Annotated in this window: 17 protein-coding genes; 14 read left to right on the forward strand and 3 right to left on the reverse strand. The window is 59.7% G+C overall.

What is annotated here, in order from left to right; all coding sequences use genetic code 11:
• Positions 1 to 177 precede the first annotated feature (177 nt).
• The 5 genes from QMG79_RS06060 to QMG79_RS06080 all read left to right on the forward strand — a co-directional run bounded on the left by QMG79_RS06060 (position 178) and on the right by QMG79_RS06080 (position 5,660).
• Positions 178 to 1,266, forward strand: a complete 1,089-nt coding sequence (locus QMG79_RS06060; protein WP_283537680.1) for a PhoH family protein — start codon at positions 178 to 180, stop codon at positions 1,264 to 1,266.
• Positions 1,263 to 1,736, forward strand: coding sequence for an rRNA maturation RNase YbeY (gene ybeY, locus QMG79_RS06065; RefSeq protein WP_283537681.1), 474 nt, complete (start codon positions 1,263 to 1,265; stop codon positions 1,734 to 1,736). The genes QMG79_RS06060 and ybeY overlap by 4 nt, the downstream gene beginning before the upstream one ends.
• Entirely contained in the window at positions 1,733 to 3,064 is a 1,332-nt protein-coding gene (locus tag QMG79_RS06070) for a hemolysin family protein (RefSeq protein WP_283537682.1), read from the forward strand. Before ybeY ends, QMG79_RS06070 begins: the two co-directional genes overlap by 4 nt.
• Positions 3,048 to 4,007 (forward strand): GTPase Era, encoded by a 960-nt coding sequence (gene era, locus QMG79_RS06075; protein ID WP_283537683.1) that lies wholly within the window; start codon positions 3,048 to 3,050, stop codon positions 4,005 to 4,007. Before QMG79_RS06070 ends, era begins: the two co-directional genes overlap by 17 nt.
• 93 nt (positions 4,008 to 4,100) lie before the next feature.
• Positions 4,101 to 5,660, forward strand: a complete 1,560-nt coding sequence (locus QMG79_RS06080; RefSeq protein WP_283537684.1) for an LCP family protein — start codon at positions 4,101 to 4,103, stop codon at positions 5,658 to 5,660.
• Positions 5,661 to 5,735: 75 nt separating this feature from the next.
• Here QMG79_RS06080 and QMG79_RS06085 read toward each other — a convergent pair whose 3' ends face one another.
• On the reverse strand, positions 5,736 to 7,688 hold the full coding sequence (locus QMG79_RS06085) for a M13 family metallopeptidase (RefSeq protein ID WP_283537685.1): 1,953 nt from the start codon (positions 7,686 to 7,688) through the stop codon (positions 5,736 to 5,738).
• A gap of 260 nt (positions 7,689 to 7,948) precedes the next feature.
• Here QMG79_RS06085 and leuA point away from each other — a divergent pair, with 260 nt between their 5' ends.
• The 3 genes from leuA (at position 7,949) to QMG79_RS06100 (ending at position 11,370) form a co-directional block, all read left to right on the forward strand.
• Entirely contained in the window at positions 7,949 to 9,688 is a 1,740-nt protein-coding gene (gene leuA, locus QMG79_RS06090; protein ID WP_283537686.1) for a 2-isopropylmalate synthase, read from the forward strand.
• Between the two features lie 102 nt (positions 9,689 to 9,790).
• Entirely contained in the window at positions 9,791 to 10,543 is a 753-nt protein-coding gene (gene recO / locus QMG79_RS06095; protein ID WP_283537687.1) for a DNA repair protein RecO, read from the forward strand.
• Positions 10,544 to 10,545: 2 nt separating this feature from the next.
• Complete coding sequence (locus tag QMG79_RS06100) at positions 10,546 to 11,370, forward strand: isoprenyl transferase (RefSeq protein ID WP_283537688.1); 825 nt, start codon at positions 10,546 to 10,548, stop codon at positions 11,368 to 11,370.
• On the opposite strand, the gene QMG79_RS06105 is transcribed toward QMG79_RS06100, so the two are convergent.
• Entirely contained in the window at positions 11,328 to 12,371 is a 1,044-nt protein-coding gene (locus QMG79_RS06105) for an alpha/beta hydrolase (RefSeq protein ID WP_283537689.1), read from the reverse strand. The two genes, QMG79_RS06100 and QMG79_RS06105, sit on opposite strands and share 43 nt — an antisense overlap.
• A gap of 99 nt (positions 12,372 to 12,470) precedes the next feature.
• On the opposite strand from QMG79_RS06105, the gene QMG79_RS06110 reads away from it, so the two are divergent.
• The gene (locus QMG79_RS06110) at positions 12,471 to 13,544 is read left to right on the forward strand and encodes a quinone-dependent dihydroorotate dehydrogenase (RefSeq protein WP_283537690.1); all 1,074 of its coding nucleotides are present in this window, start codon (positions 12,471 to 12,473) and stop codon (positions 13,542 to 13,544) included.
• Positions 13,545 to 13,630: 86 nt separating this feature from the next.
• Here QMG79_RS06110 and QMG79_RS06115 read toward each other — a convergent pair whose 3' ends face one another.
• Positions 13,631 to 14,218, reverse strand: a complete 588-nt coding sequence (locus QMG79_RS06115; protein WP_283537691.1) for a DUF3043 domain-containing protein — start codon at positions 14,216 to 14,218, stop codon at positions 13,631 to 13,633.
• A 164-nt stretch (positions 14,219 to 14,382) separates the two neighbouring features.
• Between QMG79_RS06115 and QMG79_RS06120 the strand changes: the two genes are divergently transcribed.
• The 5 genes from QMG79_RS06120 to QMG79_RS06140 all read left to right on the forward strand — a co-directional run bounded on the left by QMG79_RS06120 (position 14,383) and on the right by QMG79_RS06140 (position 19,636).
• A complete protein-coding gene (locus QMG79_RS06120; RefSeq protein WP_283537692.1) occupies positions 14,383 to 15,870 on the forward strand; it encodes a dipeptidase in 1,488 nt (495 codons plus the stop codon).
• Positions 15,871 to 16,054: 184 nt separating this feature from the next.
• A complete protein-coding gene (locus QMG79_RS06125) occupies positions 16,055 to 16,444 on the forward strand; it encodes a HesB/IscA family protein (protein ID WP_283537693.1) in 390 nt (129 codons plus the stop codon).
• A 184-nt stretch (positions 16,445 to 16,628) separates the two neighbouring features.
• Entirely contained in the window at positions 16,629 to 17,501 is an 873-nt protein-coding gene (ctaC, locus tag QMG79_RS06130) for an aa3-type cytochrome oxidase subunit II (RefSeq protein ID WP_283537694.1), read from the forward strand.
• A gap of 12 nt (positions 17,502 to 17,513) precedes the next feature.
• A complete protein-coding gene (gene ctaD, locus QMG79_RS06135; RefSeq protein ID WP_283537695.1) occupies positions 17,514 to 19,238 on the forward strand; it encodes an aa3-type cytochrome oxidase subunit I in 1,725 nt (574 codons plus the stop codon).
• A complete protein-coding gene (locus QMG79_RS06140) occupies positions 19,235 to 19,636 on the forward strand; it encodes a cytochrome c oxidase subunit 4 (protein ID WP_283537696.1) in 402 nt (133 codons plus the stop codon). The genes ctaD and QMG79_RS06140 overlap by 4 nt, the downstream gene beginning before the upstream one ends.
• Positions 19,637 to 20,485 lie beyond the last annotated feature (849 nt).

A 20,485-nucleotide genomic window follows, 5' to 3' on the forward strand; every position in this document is an offset into this window, starting at 1 on the left:
CCGGTCGGGGACATGCTGCTTGCCGTAGAATGGGAACGAGTTGCGGCCTGCTGAAGCAGCCGAACGGGCCAACCGGATTACGTACGTCCCGGGGACGCCACGCACGGGGCCAATCCCGGCGAAGCATCGACCAGACTGAGCTACCCGGAGGGAACCACAGGCCATCAGGCCGGCACCATGACTGATTCAGCAAGCAGCAAGCGGCGGTCCACCCAGTCGGGTGGCAAGGGCAGCGAATTCCCGCACAGCCTTCCAGGTCTTCGCACCGAAGTGGTTGTGTTCGACAATTCGGACCAGATGGTGCAGTCTCTTGGGAGCCAAGATGAGGCCCTGCGGTTCATTGAAAGCCAATTTCCGGGCGTCGATTTCCATGCCCGAGGCAATGAACTGTCCCTGACGGGTCCCGCGGGCGACATTCCCCGCATCATGCGGCTGCTCCAGGAGGTACGGGGCCTCGTGGCCAGGGGAACAGTGATCAGCCCTGCCGTCCTTGAGCAGCTTGTTGCACTGCTGCGCACACAGTCCGTGCAGAACCCAGTGGACGTGCTCACCCATGACATCCTCTCCAGCAGGGGCCGGACTATCCGCCCCAAGACGCTGAACCAGAAGACCTATGTTGATTCGATTGATGAAAACACCATCATTTTCGGAATCGGTCCCGCGGGCACCGGGAAAACGTATCTTGCGGTCGCAAAAGCCGTGCAGGCGCTGCAGCAGAAGGAAGTCAGCCGCATCATCCTGACTCGGCCAGCCGTCGAGGCGGGAGAACGGCTTGGCTTCCTGCCCGGTACGCTGAGCGACAAGATCGATCCGTACCTGCGGCCGCTCTACGATGCGCTGCACGACATGATGGATCCTGAAACCATCCCTCGGCTGATGGCAGCGGGCACCATTGAGGTGGCTCCGCTTGCCTATATGCGAGGACGGACCCTGAACGACGCCTTCATCATTCTTGATGAGGCACAGAACACGACGCCGGAGCAGATGAAGATGTTCCTCACCCGGTTGGGCTTTGGGTCCAAGATGGTCGTCACTGGGGACGTCACCCAGGTGGATCTTCCGGTTGGAACCAAGTCGGGGCTCCGGATTGTCGAAGACATTCTCTCGGGCGTCAACGACATCAGTTTTTCGGTCCTTGATTCTGCAGACGTTGTCAGGCACAGGCTCGTGGGCGACATTGTCAACGCTTACAGTTCGTGGGACGACGTCCAGCGCCGACGAGCCGAAAAACACCGATCCACCACCACGGGAGCACCTCCGGCATGAGCATCGAAGTCAACAACGAATCTGGCGTTAGCGTGGATGAGGCAGAACTGGTTAGCCTGTCCCGCTACGTCCTGGAGCAGCTGTATATCCACCCCCAGGCGGAGCTGTCGATCCTGCTCGTCGATGAAACGGCCATGGAAAAGCTCCATGTAGAACTCATGGACGAACCCGGTGCAACGGATGTCCTCTCCGTCCCCATGGATGAGCTCATCCCCGGTACCCCGGGACGGCCAACGCCACAGGGCATCCTTGGCGATATTGCTGTTTGCCCGCAGGTTGCAGAGGTCCAGGCGAAGGCTGCAGGCCACGGGTTGCAGGACGAGATGCTCCTACTGACCACTCATGGTCTCCTCCACCTGCTTGGCTACGACCACGCAGAACCGGCCGAAAAGGACGAAATGTTCGCCCTGCAGCGTGAACTCCTCACGGGTTTCACCGGTAAAGAGGCGCCTGCTGAGACCATCCAGTGACCTCAGCTGTTCTTGTCTGCATGGCGTTGGCTTTCCTGGCCACAGCCGCTGTGCTCACGGCTGCTGAGGCGGCGTTCAACTTCCTGCCGCGCCATGACGCCGTTGACGCAGCGGCTGGGGCCCGGGGCAAAGCGATGCGACGCATCCTTGCAGAGCCCGTCGCCCATATCCGCGCGCTTCGTTTTTGGCGCGTCTGGTTCGAAATGGCTTCCGCTGTTGCGGTTGCAGTCCTGTTGCACAGCCTTCTGGATAGCGTGTGGCTTGCAGGTCTGGCCGCAACGGGCATCATGGCCGTGGTGGGTTTTGTCATTGTGGGAGTTTCTCCACGCCAGTTCGGTCGTCTCCACTCGACCGGCGTCGTCCGCTTCACCGCACCGCTGTTGAGTTCGCTGACCCTCATCCTTGGACCGGTTCCCCGTTGGCTTGTGGCACTGGGAAGTGCAGTGGCTCCGGGTGCACCGGTAGGGGACGACGCGTTTTTCAGCGAGCAGGAGTTCCGGGAATTTGTTGACCGGGCGTCAGAATCAGATGTCCTTGAGGACAATGAGGCAGAGATGATCCAGTCTGTCTTCGACTTCGGCGATACATTGGTTCGCGCGGTTATGGTTCCACGAACAGATATTGTCAGCATCGATTCGGGATCAAGCCTCTCGGACGCAATGTCCCTCTTTCTTCGGTCGGGGTATTCGCGGATCCCTGTGATCGGCGAGAACACGGACCACATCCTTGGCATTGTCTACCTGAAAGATGTCGCAGCAGTCATTCACGGCATGGCCCCGGGCGGCACTGCACCCGCTGTCGATCCACTGGCGCGTGAGGTTCGGTACGTCCCCGAATCAAAACCGGTCAGCGACCTCCTCAAGGAACTACAGAAGGAGTCAACCCATGTGGCGATAGTCATCGATGAATATGGTGGCACTGCCGGGTTGGTCACGCTTGAGGATCTGATTGAGGAAATCGTCGGTGAGATCGTGGATGAATACGATACAGAGAGTGCCGAGGCGGTAGCGCTCGACGGCGGAAGTTTCCGGGTCAGTGCCCGGATGAGTATCGACGATCTTGGTGAGTTGTTCGACGTCGAACTCGACGATGACGAGGTGGACACCGTTGGTGGACTGCTTGCGAAGTCGTTGGGACGAGTGCCGATTGTAGGGAGCGCCGTTGAGGTCGATGGCATCAGCCTCCGCGCCGAACGCCTTGAGGGACGCAGAAACAGGGTCAGCCATATTATTGCGGCGCCCCTCGCAAAGACAGACACTGACATAGACGGCCTTATCGAAAAGCCAGCATCAACCCAGCAGGGAGTTCCACGTGAGCAAGAAGTCTAAATCATCGGCACCGGAAGATTTTGGCGGGTATCGCGCCGGGTTCGCCAGCCTTGTGGGCCGACCCAACGCCGGCAAATCCACGTTGACCAACGCGTTGGTGGGCAAAAAAGTCGCGATCACGTCGGCCAAGCCGCAAACAACGCGACATACCATTCGTGGCATTGTGCACCGTGATGACGCCCAGTTGATCCTGGTAGACACCCCGGGGCTGCACCGGCCGCGGACCCTTCTGGGAAAGCGCCTCAACGATCTTGTAGCTGACACTCTGGCAGGGGTTGATGCGATTGGATTCTGCCTCCCGGCCAACGAGAAAATCGGTCCCGGAGACAAATTCATCGCTGCCCAGCTGGCTGCAGTCGGCAACAAGCCGATCATTGCGATCGTCACCAAGACAGACCTTGTGGATCGGCAGGCACTGACCGAACAGTTGCTGGCTGTTGCGGCGCTTGGCCGCGATGTTCTCGGTGAGGAAGGCTGGCGCGACATTGTGCCAGTCTCCGCCGCGGACGGTTTCCAGGTCACCACTGTGGCCGACGTGCTGATCAGCCACATGCCGCCGTCGCCAGTCCTCTACCCGGATGGCGAACTGACTGATGAGCCGGAGGCAATCATGGTTGCTGAACTCATCAGGGAAGCGGCCCTGGAGGGTGTCCGGGATGAGCTGCCCCACTCACTGGCAGTAGTTGTTGATGAAATGGTGCCGAGGGCTGGCAGGCCGGATGACAATCCGCTGCTTGATGTCCGGGTCAACCTTTACGTAGAACGGCCCTCCCAGAAAGCCATCATCATTGGCAAGGGCGGCAGCCGACTCCGTGATGTGGGGACCACAGCCAGGATCGGGATAGAGGCGCTGCTCGGAACCAGGGTTTACCTGGATCTCCACGTCAAGGTTGCGAAGGACTGGCAGCGAGATCCGAAACAGCTGGTCAAGCTGGGTTTCTAGGCGGTTCGCTGGCCCTGCCATGAGGTTGTGGGGCAATTTCCCAGCCAACGCATCTATGCTGGTCCGGATTTATTTTTAGAGGAAGGCACACACGTGGGGCAAGGCCGCGACGACAACGCACAGGAGAACCGTCAGGTTCATCCGCAGGGCACTGCTGCCAGGCACACGGACACCACCGCAGTAGGCGGTGCGCGGCACCTTGGATCGCAGCGCCGGTTTCCACGGTGGGCGAAGGTGGTCTCGCTTGCGTTAGCTGTGGTTCTCGTTGGGGGTTTCGGCGTCGCTGGATACTGGGTCCTCAGGCTCCAGGGCAACATCACGACTGCGCCCCTCAGCGCCGGGAACGGAAACAAGGGTGGCGGAGCAAACGATTCCTCAGACAGGATGCAGATCTTGATCCTGGGGTCGGATACCCGCGACGGAAAAAACTCCGAATACGGCGGTGATGAGTCAACTGGTTATGGCCAGTCGGATGTCATGATGCTGATGGACATCTCAGCGGACAACAAGCGCGTCAGCGTCGTCAGCTTCCCCCGTGACCTGCTGGTCGATGTTCCGGCCTGCACGGATGCTGCCACAGGGCAGCAGTTTCCGGCTCGATCTGGTGCAATGATCAATTCAGCCATGGCCGAAGCCGGGATTGGGTGTGCGGTGGACACCGTGAATGCCCTCACCGGACTGGAAGTGGACCACTTCATGATGGCTGACTTTAATGCCGTCAAGGAATTGTCCAGCGCTGTCGGTGGCGTGGACGTGTGTGTCAGCGACGCCGTCTATGACCCGGATTCCCGTTTGCGCCTTCCCAAGGGAACATCGGCCGTCCAGGGTGAGACGGCACTTGCTTTCCTTCGCACCCGCCACGCCTTTGAAGACGGCGGCGACCTGGGGCGCATCAAGGCGCAGCAGGGTTTCCTCTCATCCCTGACGCGTAAAATCAAGGATGACGGCACACTGTCCAATCCGGCAAAGGTCCTGAACATTGCCGACGTCGTTACGCGCAACCTGACCCTGGATGAGGGCTTCGCGTCGGTACCTTCCCTGGTAACGGTAGGCAACAGACTCAAGGATATTGATGTCAGCAAGGTTGCCTTCGTGGCAGTCCCGACACAGGCAGCCGTGAGCGATCCCAACCGGCTGGAGCTGGCGCAGCCGGCGGCTGGCCAGCTGTTTTCGGCACTTCGGTCCGATCTTGATCTGACGAATCCCTCCGCAGAACCCACAGGTGCACCCGAACCCTCCGCGGCTCCGAGTACCCCAGCGGCAGCACCGTACGACAAGTCATTACAGCCAGTTTCGGTCGCCAATGGAACAGGTGTACCAGGCCGTGCCGAGGAGATCATCGCGGCATTGGCCGGTGGCGGCTTTGTGCAGGCCAGTGTGCTGCAAGCAGCGCCGGTCGAGCAGACATTTGTGTATTACGGCCCCGAGTTCGCCGATGTTGCGGCCGATGTTGCGGCCCAGCTTGGTGTCCCCGCAACACAGGTTGCCCAAGCAACCGGAGTGGTGGGCGTCCAGGTGTACCTCGGTACTGATTTTGTCTCCGGAACCACCTATGGAGCTACCAGCGTGCCGCCGGACGTGGTCAACCAGACAGCCGAGGACTCCACGTGTCAAAACGTGAACCCCCTGTATATCGACACCGGTGGGAACTAGGCCAAAAAACTAAGCGGCGGCGCCGGGCATGGTGTGCCCGGCGCCGCCTAGTCATCTAGGGTGCTGCGCCTCCTGCTACCAGATACTGACGCGTTCCTCCGGAGAGAGCCACATGGCGTCATTCTCAGAGACGTCGAAGGCAGCGTGGAAGGCATCCAGGTTCTTGGCTATGGCATTGGTACGGAACTCATTGGGGGAGTGCGGGTCGGTAGCCAAACGGCGGATCGCTTCTTCGCCACGGATGACCTGGCGCCAGCCAGCTGCCCATGAGGCAAAGAACCGCTGTTTGCCTGAGAGGCCGTCAAGGATCTCTGGCTCGCTTCCCTCCAGACTCAGCTGATATGCCTTGTAACTGATGGTCAGTCCACCGAGGTCACCAATGTTTTCTCCCAGCGTCAACTCGCCATTAACAGTGTGCCCGGGGGCAGCAGAGGGAGAGAGCTGGTTAAATTGGGACACGAGGCGGGCAGTTAAGGCGTCAAAGGCTTGTCGGTCACTGCTTGTCCACCAGTTGCGAAGAGCCCCGCTGCCATCAAACTGTGAGCCCTTGTCATCAAAGCCGTGGCCAATTTCATGGCCAATAACCGCGCCAATTCCGCCGTAGTTCACGGCATCGTCTGCGTCTGCGGTGAAGAAGGGCGGTTGGAGAATGGCAGCCGGAAAGACAATCTCATTCAGCATGGGGTGGTAGTAGGCGTTGACCGTCTGCGGTGTCATCAGCCATTTGTTGCGGTCTACCGGCTTGCCAATCTCTGCCAGGCTCCTGTTGACGTCCGCATTGTGCGCACGTTCAACATTTCCGATCAGGTCTGTGGGGTCCATCATGACATCGGAGTAGTCAATCCACTCATCCGGGAAGCCAATCTTCGGCCGGAAGGCATCAAGCTTGCGCAACGCTTCGACCTTGGTCTCGGCGCTCATCCACTCCAGTCCAGAGATACTTTCGCGATACGCTTCGATCAGGTTGCCAACCAGTGACTGCATGCGGTCGCGATGGGATGCGGGGAAGTGCTCTGCGACGTAGATCTGACCCACGGCTTCGCCCAACGCGTCCTCGACGATTGCTACACCGCGCTTCCAGCGGTCCTTGTTTTTGGGAGTGCCGCTGAGCGTCGTTCCATAGAAAGCGAAGTGCCTGTCAACAAATTGTGAACTCAGGTATGGAGCAGCGGAAGCAACAACCCTTAGGGCCAGCCACTCACGCCAGGTGGACAGGGGCTCGGATGCGAGGAGCTGTGCGAGGCCGCTGAAGAAGTCCGGAGTGCTGACCACAACATCCCCACGCAGTTCAGCATCGATCGAAGCGGCAGTGAACCACTGTTCAAAGAGCGGGAATAGTGCCGCGAGCTCGTCTGAGCTTTTCAGGTTGTACGTTTTCTGGGGGTCACGCATGCTGACCTTGTCCCAGTGCTTGCCCGCGAGGGAGATTTCAAGTTCCACAATTCGGCTGGCGGCGCCCGCTGCATCGGCTAGGCCAGCCAACTCCAGAATGTCAGCGATGTAGGTACGGTAGGCGCTCAGAATGTCCGAGAATTTTTCGTCCCGATAATAGGACTCATCAGGCAGCCCCAGACCGCCCTGGCCAACATAGAGCAGGACTCGCTCGGGGTTGCCGGCGTCAGGTGCGGGGTAGACGCTGAAAAGACCGGCAACGCCAGATCTGAAGAAACGTCCCGTCAGGGCAACCAGTGCATTGATGTCAGCAGCAGCAGCCACGTCCGCCAGACGTCCTTGGATGGGATCGAGTCCCAGCTCCTGGACCCTTTCTTCATCCATGAAGCTGGTGAACAGGTCTCCGATTTTCCGCTCAATCACTGTTCCGGAGGCGCCCCGCTGCGCTGACTCGGTAATGATGTCGCGGACTGCGGCCTCTGAGGCGTCGCGCAGTGTGGTGAATGTTCCCTCAAGGGCCCTGTCATCCGGTATGACTGTTGCATCCAGCCACGTCCCGTTGACATGCTTGTAGAGATCATCCTGGGGCCGTACCCCGTGGTCGAAAGTGGAGAGATCGATTCCCGATGTGGTCACTGGTGCTCCTTGACTCGTTGGCAGACCATGCCTATCGACGCTGGGGAGCTCCGCGGGCCATGTCTGCCTGGTGGACAGTGCGGGATTGCCGCCCTTTCATCTTACGCACGCGTGCTACTCTCAAACTGTGCGCGCAGAACTGCTTCTTCTTAGTTGCCGCGGCGAGGCCACAGACGCTTAACAGCTCAGGCCGCCCCTCGCTGCGGAGTTTGTGTTGCCCGGCCACCTTTCCCTAATGAACCTAGAAAAGGCCCCACACAATGCACAACGCACAGAAGACCTCCGGCATGCCAGCCCACCGCTATCAGTCCTTCCAGGAGCAGATCACTGTTGACCTGAAGGAGCGGACGTGGCCGGACAAGCTGATCACCGCTGCGCCCCGGTGGTGCGCAGTGGACCTCAGGGACGGTAATCAGGCACTGATTGATCCCATGAGTCCGGCTCGGAAGATGAAGATGTTCCAGCTCCTGGTACGCATGGGTTACAAGGAAATCGAGGTTGGCTTCCCGTCAGCTTCACAGACGGACTTTGATTTTGTCCGGCAGCTCATCGAAGGTGGCCACATCCCTGATGACGTCACCATCCAGGTCTTGACCCAGGCGCGCGAACACCTGATAGAGCGCACCTATGAGTCGCTGGTGGGAGCCAAGCAGGCCATCGTCCACCTGTACAACTCCACGTCGGTGCTCCAGCGCAGGGTCGTCTTCAACCAGGACGAAGACGGGATCCTTGATATTGCGCTCCAGGGAGCCCGGTTGTGCAAAAAGTACGAAGAAACGCTTGTGGACACCAAGGTCACCTACGAATATTCGCCAGAGTCCTTTACGGGCACTGAACTGGAATATGCCCTGCGGGTATGCAATGCAGTGGCCGACGTTTTTGAGGCTTCTGCCGACAGCCAGGTCATCATCAACCTGCCTGCGACAGTTGAAATGGCCACTCCCAACGTCTACGCGGACTCCATTGAGTGGATGAGCCGGAACCTTCATCCGCGCGAGGGAATTATCCTTTCCCTCCACCCCCACAACGATCGGGGCACAGGCGTCGCCGCTGCTGAACTGGGGTATTTGGCTGGCGCCGACCGGATTGAGGGCTGCCTGTTCGGTAACGGCGAGCGAACGGGCAACGTGGACCTGGTGACACTGGGACTGAACATGTTTGTTCAGGGTGTGGACCCCATGATTGACTTTTCCGACATTGATGAGATCCGCCGCACGGTTGAATACTGCAATCAGTTGCCGGTTGCCGAACGGACCCCCTACGGCGGAGATCTCGTCTTCACTGCCTTCTCGGGATCCCACCAGGATGCCATCAAAAAGGGTCTGGAGGCCCTGGAGCGGGATGCAGCAGCGGCAGGCAAGGACGTGGCCGACGTTACGTGGCAGGTTCCGTACCTGCCCATCGACCCCAAGGATCTGGGTCGAAGCTATGAGGCAGTCATTCGTGTGAATTCACAGTCTGGTAAGGGTGGTGTGGCGTACCTGTTGAAGAACGAACACAGCCTCGATCTGCCACGCCGAGCCCAGATTGAGTTCTCTGGTGTTATCCAGAAGCAGACCGACACCGTGGGTGGCGAGGTCAGTGGCGCCGCCCTGTGGCAGGTTTTCCAGGATGAATACCTTCCATCCAGCGAGTCCGTGGGCCAGTGGGGACGGTATTCGCTGGGTGCTGTGCGGACAGAGACAGACGACGCCGGCAACATGACAGTGCATGCTGCTCTGGGTATTGACGGGGTACAGGTTAACCGGACGGGCCACGGGAATGGCCCAATTGCCGCTCTCCTGGACATCCTCGGGCAGGATGGCGTGGACGTCAGGGTCCTGGACTATGTCGAGCATGCACTGTCCGAAGGGGGCAACGCCATGGCTGCTGCCTACGTTGAGTGTGCTGTTGGGGAACGCGTCCTGTGGGGCGTGGGAATTGATGCCAACACCAGCATGTCGTCACTCAAGGCCGTGATCTCTGCCGTCAACCGCGCCATCAGGGACGCCAACGCCTAAGCGACGTTTCGTTGTGCCGTCGGAATGTCCGGCGGCACAACGGTGTTTAACACGTGAATCGTCAGTGACAAGAGTGCTGGTTGAAGATGGGAAGATGAACAGGTGGCCCAACAGTCTTTCGCTTCCCGGGCATATCGGGACGACGCCGTGGTGCTCCGTACCCACAAATTGGGGGAAGCTGACAGGATTATCACGCTCCTGAGCAAGCACCACGGACAAATCCGCGCAGTGGCTAAGGGCGTACGTCGCACGAGCAGCAGGTTCGGGGCCCGGCTTGAGCCCTTCATGGTGGTTGACCTGCAACTGGTCGCAGGACGCAACCTTGACATCATTACGCAGGCCGAGTCCAAGGGCGCGTATGGCGGAAATATTGCTGCTGACTACGGGCGCTATACCGTGGCGGCAGCCATGACCGAAACTGCGGAGAAACTGACGGACGTTGACGGCGAATCAGGGACGTCGCAGTACAACCTCTTGGTGGGTGCGCTGGCGTCGTTGAGCCGGGGTGACCACACCCCTGAGCTGATCCTCGATTCATATTTGCTCCGTGCACTGGCAACCGGAGGCTGGGCTCCTAGTTTTACGGCCTGCGCAAGGTGTGGAGTGGTGGGCCCCCACGCGGCTTTCTCCGCGCCACTGGGCGGGATGGTCTGCCACGACTGCCGCCCACCAGGCTCGGCGGCCCCTGCTCCCGAAACAGTCACCCTGCTGGGGGCGCTCCTGACAGGGAACTGGACGATTGCCGATACCTCGGCAAGCCAGCATCGCCGCGAAGCTGCCGGCCTGGTTGCCGTCTACCTGCAGTGGCACCTGGAACGGGTGCTGAAATCTCTCAAACACGTGGAGCGGACCTAGATATGGCGATGGGTAAGAAATCTGGCAAGGGACGTCTGCGCACTCAACCGCAATTACCGCACCCGCATCCGTCAGGTGCCGTGGCGCCGGTCATCCCGGACGAACTTATTCCCCGCCACGTCGCCATCGTCATGGATGGAAATGGCAGGTGGGCAAACCAGCGAGGGCTGCCGAGGATTGAAGGCCACCGTGCCGGCGAGCCAGCCCTCTTGGATGTGGTGGCCGGAGCCATTGAAATGGGTATCGAATACGTGAGTGTTTATGCCTTTTCCACGGAGAACTGGCGCCGTTCACCGGAGGAAATCAGATTCCTGATGGGATTTAACAAGGATGTGCTTCGTCGGCAGCGCAATACCCTAGATGCCTGGGGCGTGCGCATTCGGTGGTCAGGGCGACGCCCCAAGCTGTGGGGCTCGGTGATCCGCGAGCTGGAGGAGGCTGAGGAGTACACCATCTCCAACAGCACTTGCACGTTGACCATGTGTGTTAACTACGGTGGGCGCGCAGAGATCGCCGATGCTGTCTCTGCCATTGCCGCGGAGGTTGCTGCCGGTCGGCTCAAGCCCAGTGCCATCACTGAACGCACCATCCAAAAGTATCTTGATGAACCGGATCTTCCGGACGTTGACCTTTTCCTGCGCAGCAGCGGCGAACAGCGGCTATCAAACTTCATGCTGTGGCAATCTGCCTATGCAGAATTCGTCTTCATGGACGTTCTCTGGCCAGATGTGGACAGGCGAACCCTGTGGGAGGCTGTCGAAATCTACGCCCGCCGCGACAGGCGTTACGGCGCAGCTGTTGACGGCGCACCTGCTGGGGGAGCATAACCCCCCAACCAGCGCGAGAGTCGGAAGTAGGCTTCTACCCGGACGTCCTCCCTTGACAGGAAGACGTCGTGCAGAGCACCAGAAACCCTTTCAACGGTGACGCTCTGCCCCAGTGCCAGCGACCGGGCGGCCATGGTGTTCACATCCAGAACAGCGTCAGCGGTGCGCATGTTCTCCGTCCAGGCCATACCCGTCTGACTCGAAGCGGACATCAGGACCAGGACGGGAACATCGATGTCTAGTCCTTTCGCCACCTGGTCCTGTCCAGACAGCACCGCGCTGAGCCAGCCAGCGCGGACGGGAAATGCATAGGGGGGCCGGAATGATCTGTCCAAGGTCCACTCCCCGTCGGCCTCATCGCTGATACTGCGCCAGTAGTATCCCCGCTGTGGGAGCTTCATCACCGCTTCGGGCCGCAGGTAACTTATCGGGGAGAGCATGGTTCCCAGGACCCTGCGGACCAGGGAACTGCCGTGCATCTCCAGCCATGGGCTGTTCAGGACCAGCCGGGCTACTCGGCCAGGGTTCCTGCTGAGCCATAGGGTGGCCACAAGGCCTCCGGTGGAGTGGCCCATCAGGGTAACCTCCGTCGGATCGCTGTCGGAGGCGCCCGTCGAGTCGTTCAGGAGCTGCAATGCCTGATCAATCTCGGCGTCATAGTGCTCAAGGTCGGCGACGTAGCCGTTGGGGCTGTCTGTCTGGATGCTTCGTCCATGATTATGCAGGTCGAGTGCAAAAAAAGAGTAGCCCGATTCAGCCCAGAAAGTCGCCAGCTCGGTATTAAAAAAGTAGTCACTCCAGCCGTGAAGGAACAACACTGCCCTCCGGTGCGGAGCGACTGGACCGGCTTCGAGTGCTGCGCCGGACCGCAGTGATCCCGCCGGACCATCTGGGGTAATGTGCCGGACAAGCGTGGCCCTCCTGGCCTGTCCGGAGCTGTCACTGACAGTGAAGGCATACGCCTCAAAACCATCGCCGAGTACATCCGCTGTCCATGTCATTGCCCCAGCGTAGCCAGAATGGACTGTGGTGTCCGCACGCCGTCTGACACGATCTCGTCAGGGTTTGGTGATGGGCCCTGGACACGGAAAAATGGAGGTATGCGCCTATATCCCACCTTCTTCCGGTTTGCCTTCTCCTGGATGGACGCCGAAAAGGCCCACAAGATCGGCTTTTCCGGCATCCGGCTCGCCCACACCTCAGGTGCTGGCCGGCTCCTAAAGCGGATCTGCGCGCCGGCGGACATCCTGCAGACTGACGCTCTGGGACTCACTTTTCCCTCTCCTTTTGGACTCGCTGCCGGATTCGACAAAGAGGGGCACGGCATCGAAGCACTGTCTGAATTGGGCTTTGGCCATATTGAGGTCGGGACAATCACGGGTTTGGCCCAGCCTGGCAATGACAAGCCGCGGCTCTTCCGCCTGGTGGAGGATCGTGCCGTGATTAATAGAATGGGCTTCAACAATTCTGGCGCCAGTGCAGTGGCGCCCCGCCTGAAAGCTGCCAGGGCAGCCCTGCAACGGAAGCACCCGGCAGTCAGGCCCGTCATTGGTGTGAACATCGGGAAGAGCAAGGTAGTGGAACTCGGCGACGCCGTGGCCGACTACCTTGTCAGTGCCCGCGATCTTGCGCCCGCAGCAGACTATCTTGTGGTCAATGTGAGTTCCCCCAACACTCCTGGCCTGCGCCTCCTGCAGGACATAGAGTCACTGCGCCCGCTTCTGACCGAAGTTGGGGCTGCAGCTGATGAGGCGGCTGGCCGGCATGTGCCCCTGTTGGTGAAGATCGCCCCTGACCTGAGCAACGAAGATATTGACGGCGTCGCAGCACTGGCCCTCGATCTGGGCTTGGACGGCATCATCGCCACCAACACCACCATTTCGCGTTCGGGATTGCGGACCGGGGATCAGAAGGTCGAGGAATGTGGCGCTGGTGGCCTTTCGGGAGCTCCGCTGAAGCAACGTTCCCTTGACGTGCTGCACCGGCTCAAGTCGGTCGTGGGGGATCAACTGACACTCGTTTCCGTCGGGGGCGTCGAAACCGCAAATGACGTCCAACAGCGACTGGATGCCGGTGCCACTCTTGTTCAGGGCTATACGGCATTCCTCTACGAAGGACCCTTCTGGGCCGCGCGCATCAACCGCCAGCTGGCCCGGAACCGACAGTCGGCGTAGTCCACTGCGGGAGTGCCGCTGGCTCCTGCGCTGGGGCCAAAAAAATGCCCGGTCGGATCACTCCGACCGGGCATTATGTGAAGGTCTCAGTCCGGGTATTCGCGCCGTGCAACTTGCGGCTTGGGTAGGCGGAGGCGACGGAACTGCAGGGAGCGCATGGAGCCGTACCAGACGGTGCCTCGTTCAACCTCGCCGAAGCGCTCCGTCAGTTTGCGACGAAGGCGGCGGGACAGCAGGAAAACATCAACGAAGACGGCTACAAACATGAGCCAGAACCCACCCAGGACGTAAATCATCTGGTCGCTGGTACTGGGGATCACCAGGGAGAACACAACGAAGACCAGAGCACCAAACATGAGGTACTCGCCAAGGCTGAAGCGGGCATCCACAAAGTCACGAACGTAGCGTTTCTGCGGGCCTTTGTCACGAAGGGGCAGGAATCGCTCGTCGCCGGTATCAAGTGCTCGCCGCATCTTCTGACGCTGGTCGGCGATGGCTACCTTCTCGGCCGACTTGGAGGCTTTGCGGTCCTCTGGCACCAGCGGTTTCCGTCGCGCAGCCTCCTGGGCTTTACGGGTGGGCGTGGGGGCACCTTTGCCCACAAAAGTGGTCTCGGCAGCCTGTTGGTCTACTATCTCCTGCGCCGTAGGCGCTTCCTTTTTACGTCCAAACACCCCATCAGAATACCTTGCGCCGAGCCTGCACCTGTCTTTCGGAGACTGCCTCTGGAAGGGCCGGGACTTCTTTTGCGAAAACCGCCGCCTGACGGTGGAGCCGGACGTGTGCGCTGACAGTCCGGAAGGCAGCCTCACTGCTTGCTGCGGGTATCGTTTTGCCCATGAGCTCACCTACTTCCGCGCAGACCCCGCGCGGGGACGACCACACAAAGACCCACGACTCCGAGACATCATCGGACACTGCTACTGATGCGTTACGCGCAGCCGTAGGACAAAGCTTTCCAACCACCGTCGAGAATCTCAAGGGCCTGGTCGCCATTCCAGGCATCGCATGGCCCAGCTTCGATCCGAAAGAACTGGATCGCAGTGCCGAAGCGGTCGCCGAACTCGTCCGCAATACCGGGATCGACGATGTGCAGATCCTTCGCTGTGACAAGGAAGACGGCACACCTGGCGGACCTGCAGTCGTGGCACGCCGCGTGGCTAAACCCGGCCAGCCCACCATCCTTCTCTATGCGCACCATGATGTGCAGCCCCCCGGTGATGTCTCCCTATGGGACAGCGAGCCTTTCGTAGCCCAGGAACGCTCTGGCCGGCTGTACGGCCGTGGAGCTGCCGATGACAAAGCGGGGATCATGGCTCATCTATCTGCCTACGCCGCCACGGCAAAAGTCCTGGGAGATGATTTCGGCCTTGGTGTGACGTTTTTCTTCGAAGGCGAGGAGGAAGCGGGCTCGCCCACCTTCCGCCCATTCCTTGAAGCCCACCGTGATCTGCTTCAGGCAGACGTTATTGTGGTGGCCGACTCCAGTAACTGGAAGGTTGGCGTGCCCGCACTGACCACCAGCCTTCGGGGACTGGTGGACGGCACCATCGAGGTTCAGGTCCTGGACCACGCAGTTCACTCGGGAATGTTCGGTGGCCCGGTTCTGGATGCTCCCACCCTCCTGTCCCGCCTCATTGCAACCCTGCATGATGAGAATGGGAGCGTCGCCATCAAGGGGCTGCTGTCCCGCGACGAAGTGGCCGTGGATCTCAGCGAGGCCGAATACCGTGCCGACGCCTCAGTCCTTGACGGAGTCCGGCTTGCAGGCACCGGAACCATAGCGTCCCGGCTCTGGACCAAACCGGCGTTGTCCATTATTGGATTCGATGCTCCCGCTGTGGATGTTGCATCAAATACCCTGCTGCCGCGGGCCAAGGCGAAGTTCAGTCTTCGGCTTGCCCCCGGACAGGACCCTGCTGAGGCGATGGAGGCAGTTCGACACCATGTGGAAGAGCATGCACCGTTCGGCGCCAGAGTACTCTTCACCCCGGGTGAAAGCGGGGAGCCTTTTCAGACTGATACAACATCGGCGGCGGCCACCGCAGCAATGTCAGCTTTGGGGGAGGCCTGGGGTGTGCCAGCCGTCGAGATGGGAATTGGTGGTTCCATTCCCTTTATTGCCGACCTTACGCAGGTCTACCCTGACGTCCAGATTCTGGTGACAGGCGTGGAAGACCCGGACTCTAGAGCTCACAGCGCAAACGAGTCCCTTCATCTGGCGGACTTCCAAAACGCGATCCTGGCCGAGGCGCTCCTGCTTTCCAAGCTGAACGCTGGCGCACTGGAGGGTGGCCACAAGGGTGGCCGCGGAACCCTGGGGTGACGTGCCGCCGTCGGCTGTTCCTGCCCACGATGTTCCGGGAACACCGAGACGACGTTCAGGGTTACATCAGGAGTTAGAGCTAGGCGCCTGTGCGTCGTAGCATGGAGGTATGGCCCCTATCGTATTAGTAGGGGCCGGCGCCGCTAAGCCGGTGCCGCCAGGACCACCCCAGGAAGGTAGGCCAATGAGCACTGTAACTAATGAGAACAGCACTGAGACCACCAGCGCAGTCACCGATGCGGCCGCAGCCCACGAGGTTGAATTGACCGACGTCGCAGCTGGCAAAGTCCGCAGCCTGCTCGAACAGGAAGGCCGCACAGATCTTCGCCTCCGGGTAGCTGTCCAGCCGGGTGGCTGTTCGGGCCTTATTTACCAGCTGTACTTCGATGAGAGACTCCTGGACGGAGACGCCGTACGCAACTACGACGGTGTCGAAGTTGTTGTTGACAAGATGAGCGTTCCGTACCTCACCGGCGCCAGCATCGACTTCGAAGACACCATTGCCAAACAGGGTTTCACCATCGACAACCCCAACGCAGGTGGGTCCTGTGCCTGTGGAGATTCCTTCCACTAAGCCGGACTCTTCGCCCGATGCCGGCACCGCCCGTGTCCAGCCCGAAAAGAGCTGGAACCCGCGGTGCCGACATGTGGGCGAAACGCCCGGGAGAGCGGTAAGCTCTACACCAAGTAGTAAAACTTTTAGTGTGCCCGACGTCCTCACGGTGGCGGGTGACAGCAACAAGTAGGAAGGGCCGTCTGTGAGTTCGCAGATCCGTACCGGCACCCGACGCAAAACGATTACGACCATCTCCGGATTGGCAGTAGCGGGCGCGTTGGTCTTGACCGGATGTTCGCCAGAGGTAGAGAAGGGGTGGCTGCCCACTGAGCGGGGCACCACCAATCACACCGACCGGATCATGGACCTCTGGGTCAACTCATGGATCGCTGCCCTTGTGGTCGGCATCATCACCTGGGGATTGATCATTTGGTGCCTGGTTGCCTACCGTCGCCGTAAGGGCACGAAGGGCTTCCCCAAGCAGACCAGCTTCAACCTCCCGCTTGAGGTGTTCTACCTCACCGTCCCGCTCTTCATGGTCCTGGTGTTCTTCTACTTCACCGACCGCGACCAGCAGGCCATTGATGACAGGTCCCAGCCAGCCGACGTCGTTGTTGACGTTCGTGGCAAGCAGTGGGCGTGGGACTTCAACTACAAGTCCGGCGATGTCATCAACCAGGATGTCTATGAGGCTGGGGTCCAGACGAACCTGGATGGCCAGGCCATCGACAAGGAAAAGCTTCCCACCCTGTACCTTCCGGTGAACAAATCGGTCGAGCTGGAACTGAACTCTCGTGACGTCATTCACTCATTCTGGGTTCCCGCATTCCTGCAGAAGCGAGACATGATTCCCGGGAAAACGAACTACATCCGCTTCGAACCGACGAAGGAGGGTACCTACGACGGCAAATGCGCTGAGCTTTGCGGTGAGTACCACTCCGAAATGCTCTTCCGGGTCAAAGTTGTCTCCGAGGCTGAATTCCAGTCCCACATGGAGGAACTAAGCCAGGCAGGCAACACCGGTCAACTCGGTGAAGAGTATGACCGTAACCCCAACCTGAACGAATCTAAGTAAGGGGCCGGAGACGTGGCTACGACTTACGCTCAACCTACGGAAACCTACGGGGTTCCCGTAGTACCCCGGTCCAAGGGCCGCATTGTCGTCAACTGGATTACGTCCACTGACCACAAAACGATTGGGTACATGTACCTGATCGCATCCTTCATCTTCTTCTGCCTGGGCGGCGTCATGGCCCTCCTGATCAGGGCCGAGCTGTTTGAACCCGGTATGCAGATCCTGCAGACCAAAGAACAGTACAACCAGCTGTTCACCATGCACGGCACCGTCATGCTCCTGATGTTCGCAACGCCACTCTTCGCAGGCTTCGCAAACGTCATCATGCCCCTCCAGATTGGTGCACCCGACGTTGCGTTTCCGCGACTGAACGCACTGGCATTCTGGTTCTTCCTCTTTGGCTCCACCATCGCAGTCTCGGGCTTCATCACGCCACAGGGTGCTGCATCATTCGGCTGGTTTGCCTATGCACCACTGTCCAACACCACCTTCAGCCCAGGCATTGGCGGTGACCTGTGGGTCTTCGGCTTGGCGCTCTCGGGCTTTGGAACCATTCTCGGTGCAGTCAACTTCATCACCACCGTCATCTGCATGCGTGCCCCGGGAATGACGATGTGGCGTATGCCGATCTTCACGTGGAACATCCTGGTTACGGCCATTCTTGTCCTGATGGCATTCCCGCCGCTCGCTGCGGCACTGTTTGCACTTGGTGCGGACCGCCGGTTTGGCGCCCACATCTTCGATCCGGAAAATGGCGGAGCAGTCCTCTGGCAGCACCTCTTCTGGTTCTTCGGCCACCCTGAGGTCTACATCATCGCGCTGCCGTTCTTCGGTATCGTGTCCGAAATCTTCCCTGTCTTCAGCCGGAAGCCGATCTTCGGCTACAAGGGGCTGGTGTACGCCACCATTTCCATTGCAGCACTCTCCGTGACGGTATGGGCGCACCACATGTACGTCACAGGTTCCGTGCTTCTGCCGTTCTTCTCGTTCATGACCATGCTGATCGCAGTGCCAACGGGCGTAAAGTTCTTCAACTGGATTGGCACCATGTGGCGGGGATCGCTAACGTTCGAAACCCCGATGCTGTGGAGCATCGGCTTCCTCATCACGTTCCTTTTCGGTGGACTCACCGGTATTATCCTGGCGTCACCTCCGCTTGACTTCCACGTATCGGACTCCTACTTTGTGGTTGCTCACTTCCACTACGTTGTGTTCGGAACAGTTGTATTCGCAATGTTCGCTGGCTTCTACTTCTGGTGGCCCAAGTTCACCGGCAAGATGCTTAATGAACGTCTGGGCAAGATCCACTTCTGGCTCCTGTTCCTCGGGTTCCACGGCACATTCCTGATCCAGCACTGGCTCGGAGTCGAGGGCATGCCTCGCCGGTACGCGGATTACCTGGTGGAAGACAACTTCACGTGGATGAACCAGTTCTCCACAGTCTCCTCATTTGTCCTGGGAGCTTCACTGATTCCGTTCTTCTGGAATGTCTACGTGACCTGGCGTAGTGGAGAAAAGGTCACCGTTGATGATCCGTGGGGCTTCGGTGCATCCCTTGAATGGGCCACATCGTGCCCGCCGCCGCGCCACAACTTCACGTCCCTTCCCCGCATTCGCTCGGAACGTCCGGCGCTCGACCTGCACCACCCGGAACTTGCGCAGCAGCACACCGTTCAGTCCCCGGACCCGCTTTCCAGCGTCCTGGGTAACGCCGACCAGAAGGACACCGCCAAGTGAAAGTTGAATCACGGATATTTACCGTTGGCGTCTTCTTCTTCGTTCCCGTTGCACTCATCTACGGATACCTGACCAACTGGAACGAATGGGTTGGCACCTTGGGCATCCTCCTTGTGGGTGGGCTGTCAGGAATGATTGGCGGCTACCTCAGCTTCACGGCCAAGCGCATTGGTATGCGGCCTGAGGACCGTAATGATGCGGAAGTCCATGAAGGTTCAGGCGAACAGGGTCACTTCAGTCCCTGGAGCTGGTGGCCCCTGGTGCTCGGTCTCTCAGCAGCCACAGGTTTCCTCGGAATGGCAGTTGGCTTCTGGATCGTTTTCATAGCCGGTGGCATGGCCGTAGTAGCCCTTGTTGGTTGGGTTTACGAGTACAGCCGCGGAGACCACGCACACTAGGTCAACCAAAATGGCGGACAACACCCACGAGGGTGTTGTCCGCTTTTTTGTGTCCTGTGAACCTTTTTGCGCCCCTTCGCGTGGCACGCTACCGGCCGATTCCTGGCAAAGGGCCTTCAGGAAACAACCATCTGCGGGGTGCCGTGTCCAGCATGCCGGCCGTATCCATTCAGATGAGGAGGGCTTTTGGCGCTCCCCTGGATTAAGGACGATTCGGGGCTGACCCGGAATGAGGTGCCACATTACCCACGCGGAGGGATGGATACAACAGATCTCCATAGCCAGCCTTCCTCCCTGCTGGCACCTTTACCGCAGCAGGGGAGTTTGACGGGCGTTGCGTTACTATCGCAAGGGCTCAGGGCTCAGGGCCCAGGGCCCAGGGCCCAGGGCCCAGGGCTTCTCAGGAAGGGCGCCTTACCGGGGCATGCGCGTCGAAGACTTGCTACGGCCAAGCGCTCCGGCGCTGGCCGCCTACTTCGTCCAGTGTGTAGATCGCGACCACACAATACAGCGGACATGCTCCCAGGGGCAGTGTTGGTGCTCTGGAAGGGGCCGCGACCCTCCCAGTCAGAGATACAGGGGGAAGGCCTTGTGTATGGCCGGTGGTTGCCGCAGCGGGCCGCTGCGCTAGCACCAGCGACTGCTCCGGTACCAGGCGATCCCTGACAAGCAGTGGATTCATCGAGGGAGCAATCGTGGGTCCAGGCTTCGCCGAGGCCACCTGACGCAACTACCTTCACGGCTCTATCGCGACACGGCACCGCGGAGCCCTCCTTCCAAAGACTGCACACAGCTCATGAGGTCTCACGAGCTACAGAGCCAGGGCAGGAATCCGGAAGGGATGAGCGG

The sequence above is a fragment of the Pseudarthrobacter sp. PS3-L1 genome, from assembly GCF_030063285.1.
Lineage (GTDB): Bacteria > Actinomycetota > Actinomycetes > Actinomycetales > Micrococcaceae > Arthrobacter.

Bases quoted from the DNA above. Each gene is read 5' to 3' on its own strand.
- QMG79_RS06100 (WP_283537688.1), top strand. From the start codon at position 10,546: ATGGCGATGGGTAAGAAATCTGGCAAGGGACGTCTGCGCACTCAACCG.
- QMG79_RS06060 (WP_283537680.1), top strand. From the start codon at position 178: ATGACTGATTCAGCAAGCAGCAAGCGGCGGTCCACCCAGTCGGGTGGC.
- QMG79_RS06125 (WP_283537693.1), top strand. From the start codon at position 16,055: ATGAGCACTGTAACTAATGAGAACAGCACTGAGACCACCAGCGCAGTC.
- QMG79_RS06110 (WP_283537690.1), top strand. From the start codon at position 12,471: ATGCGCCTATATCCCACCTTCTTCCGGTTTGCCTTCTCCTGGATGGAC.
- ybeY (WP_283537681.1), top strand. From the start codon at position 1,263: ATGAGCATCGAAGTCAACAACGAATCTGGCGTTAGCGTGGATGAGGCA.
- QMG79_RS06105 (WP_283537689.1), bottom strand. From the start codon at position 12,371: ATGACATGGACAGCGGATGTACTCGGCGATGGTTTTGAGGCGTATGCC.
- leuA (WP_283537686.1), top strand. From the start codon at position 7,949: ATGCACAACGCACAGAAGACCTCCGGCATGCCAGCCCACCGCTATCAG.
- QMG79_RS06120 (WP_283537692.1), top strand. From the start codon at position 14,383: ATGAGCTCACCTACTTCCGCGCAGACCCCGCGCGGGGACGACCACACA.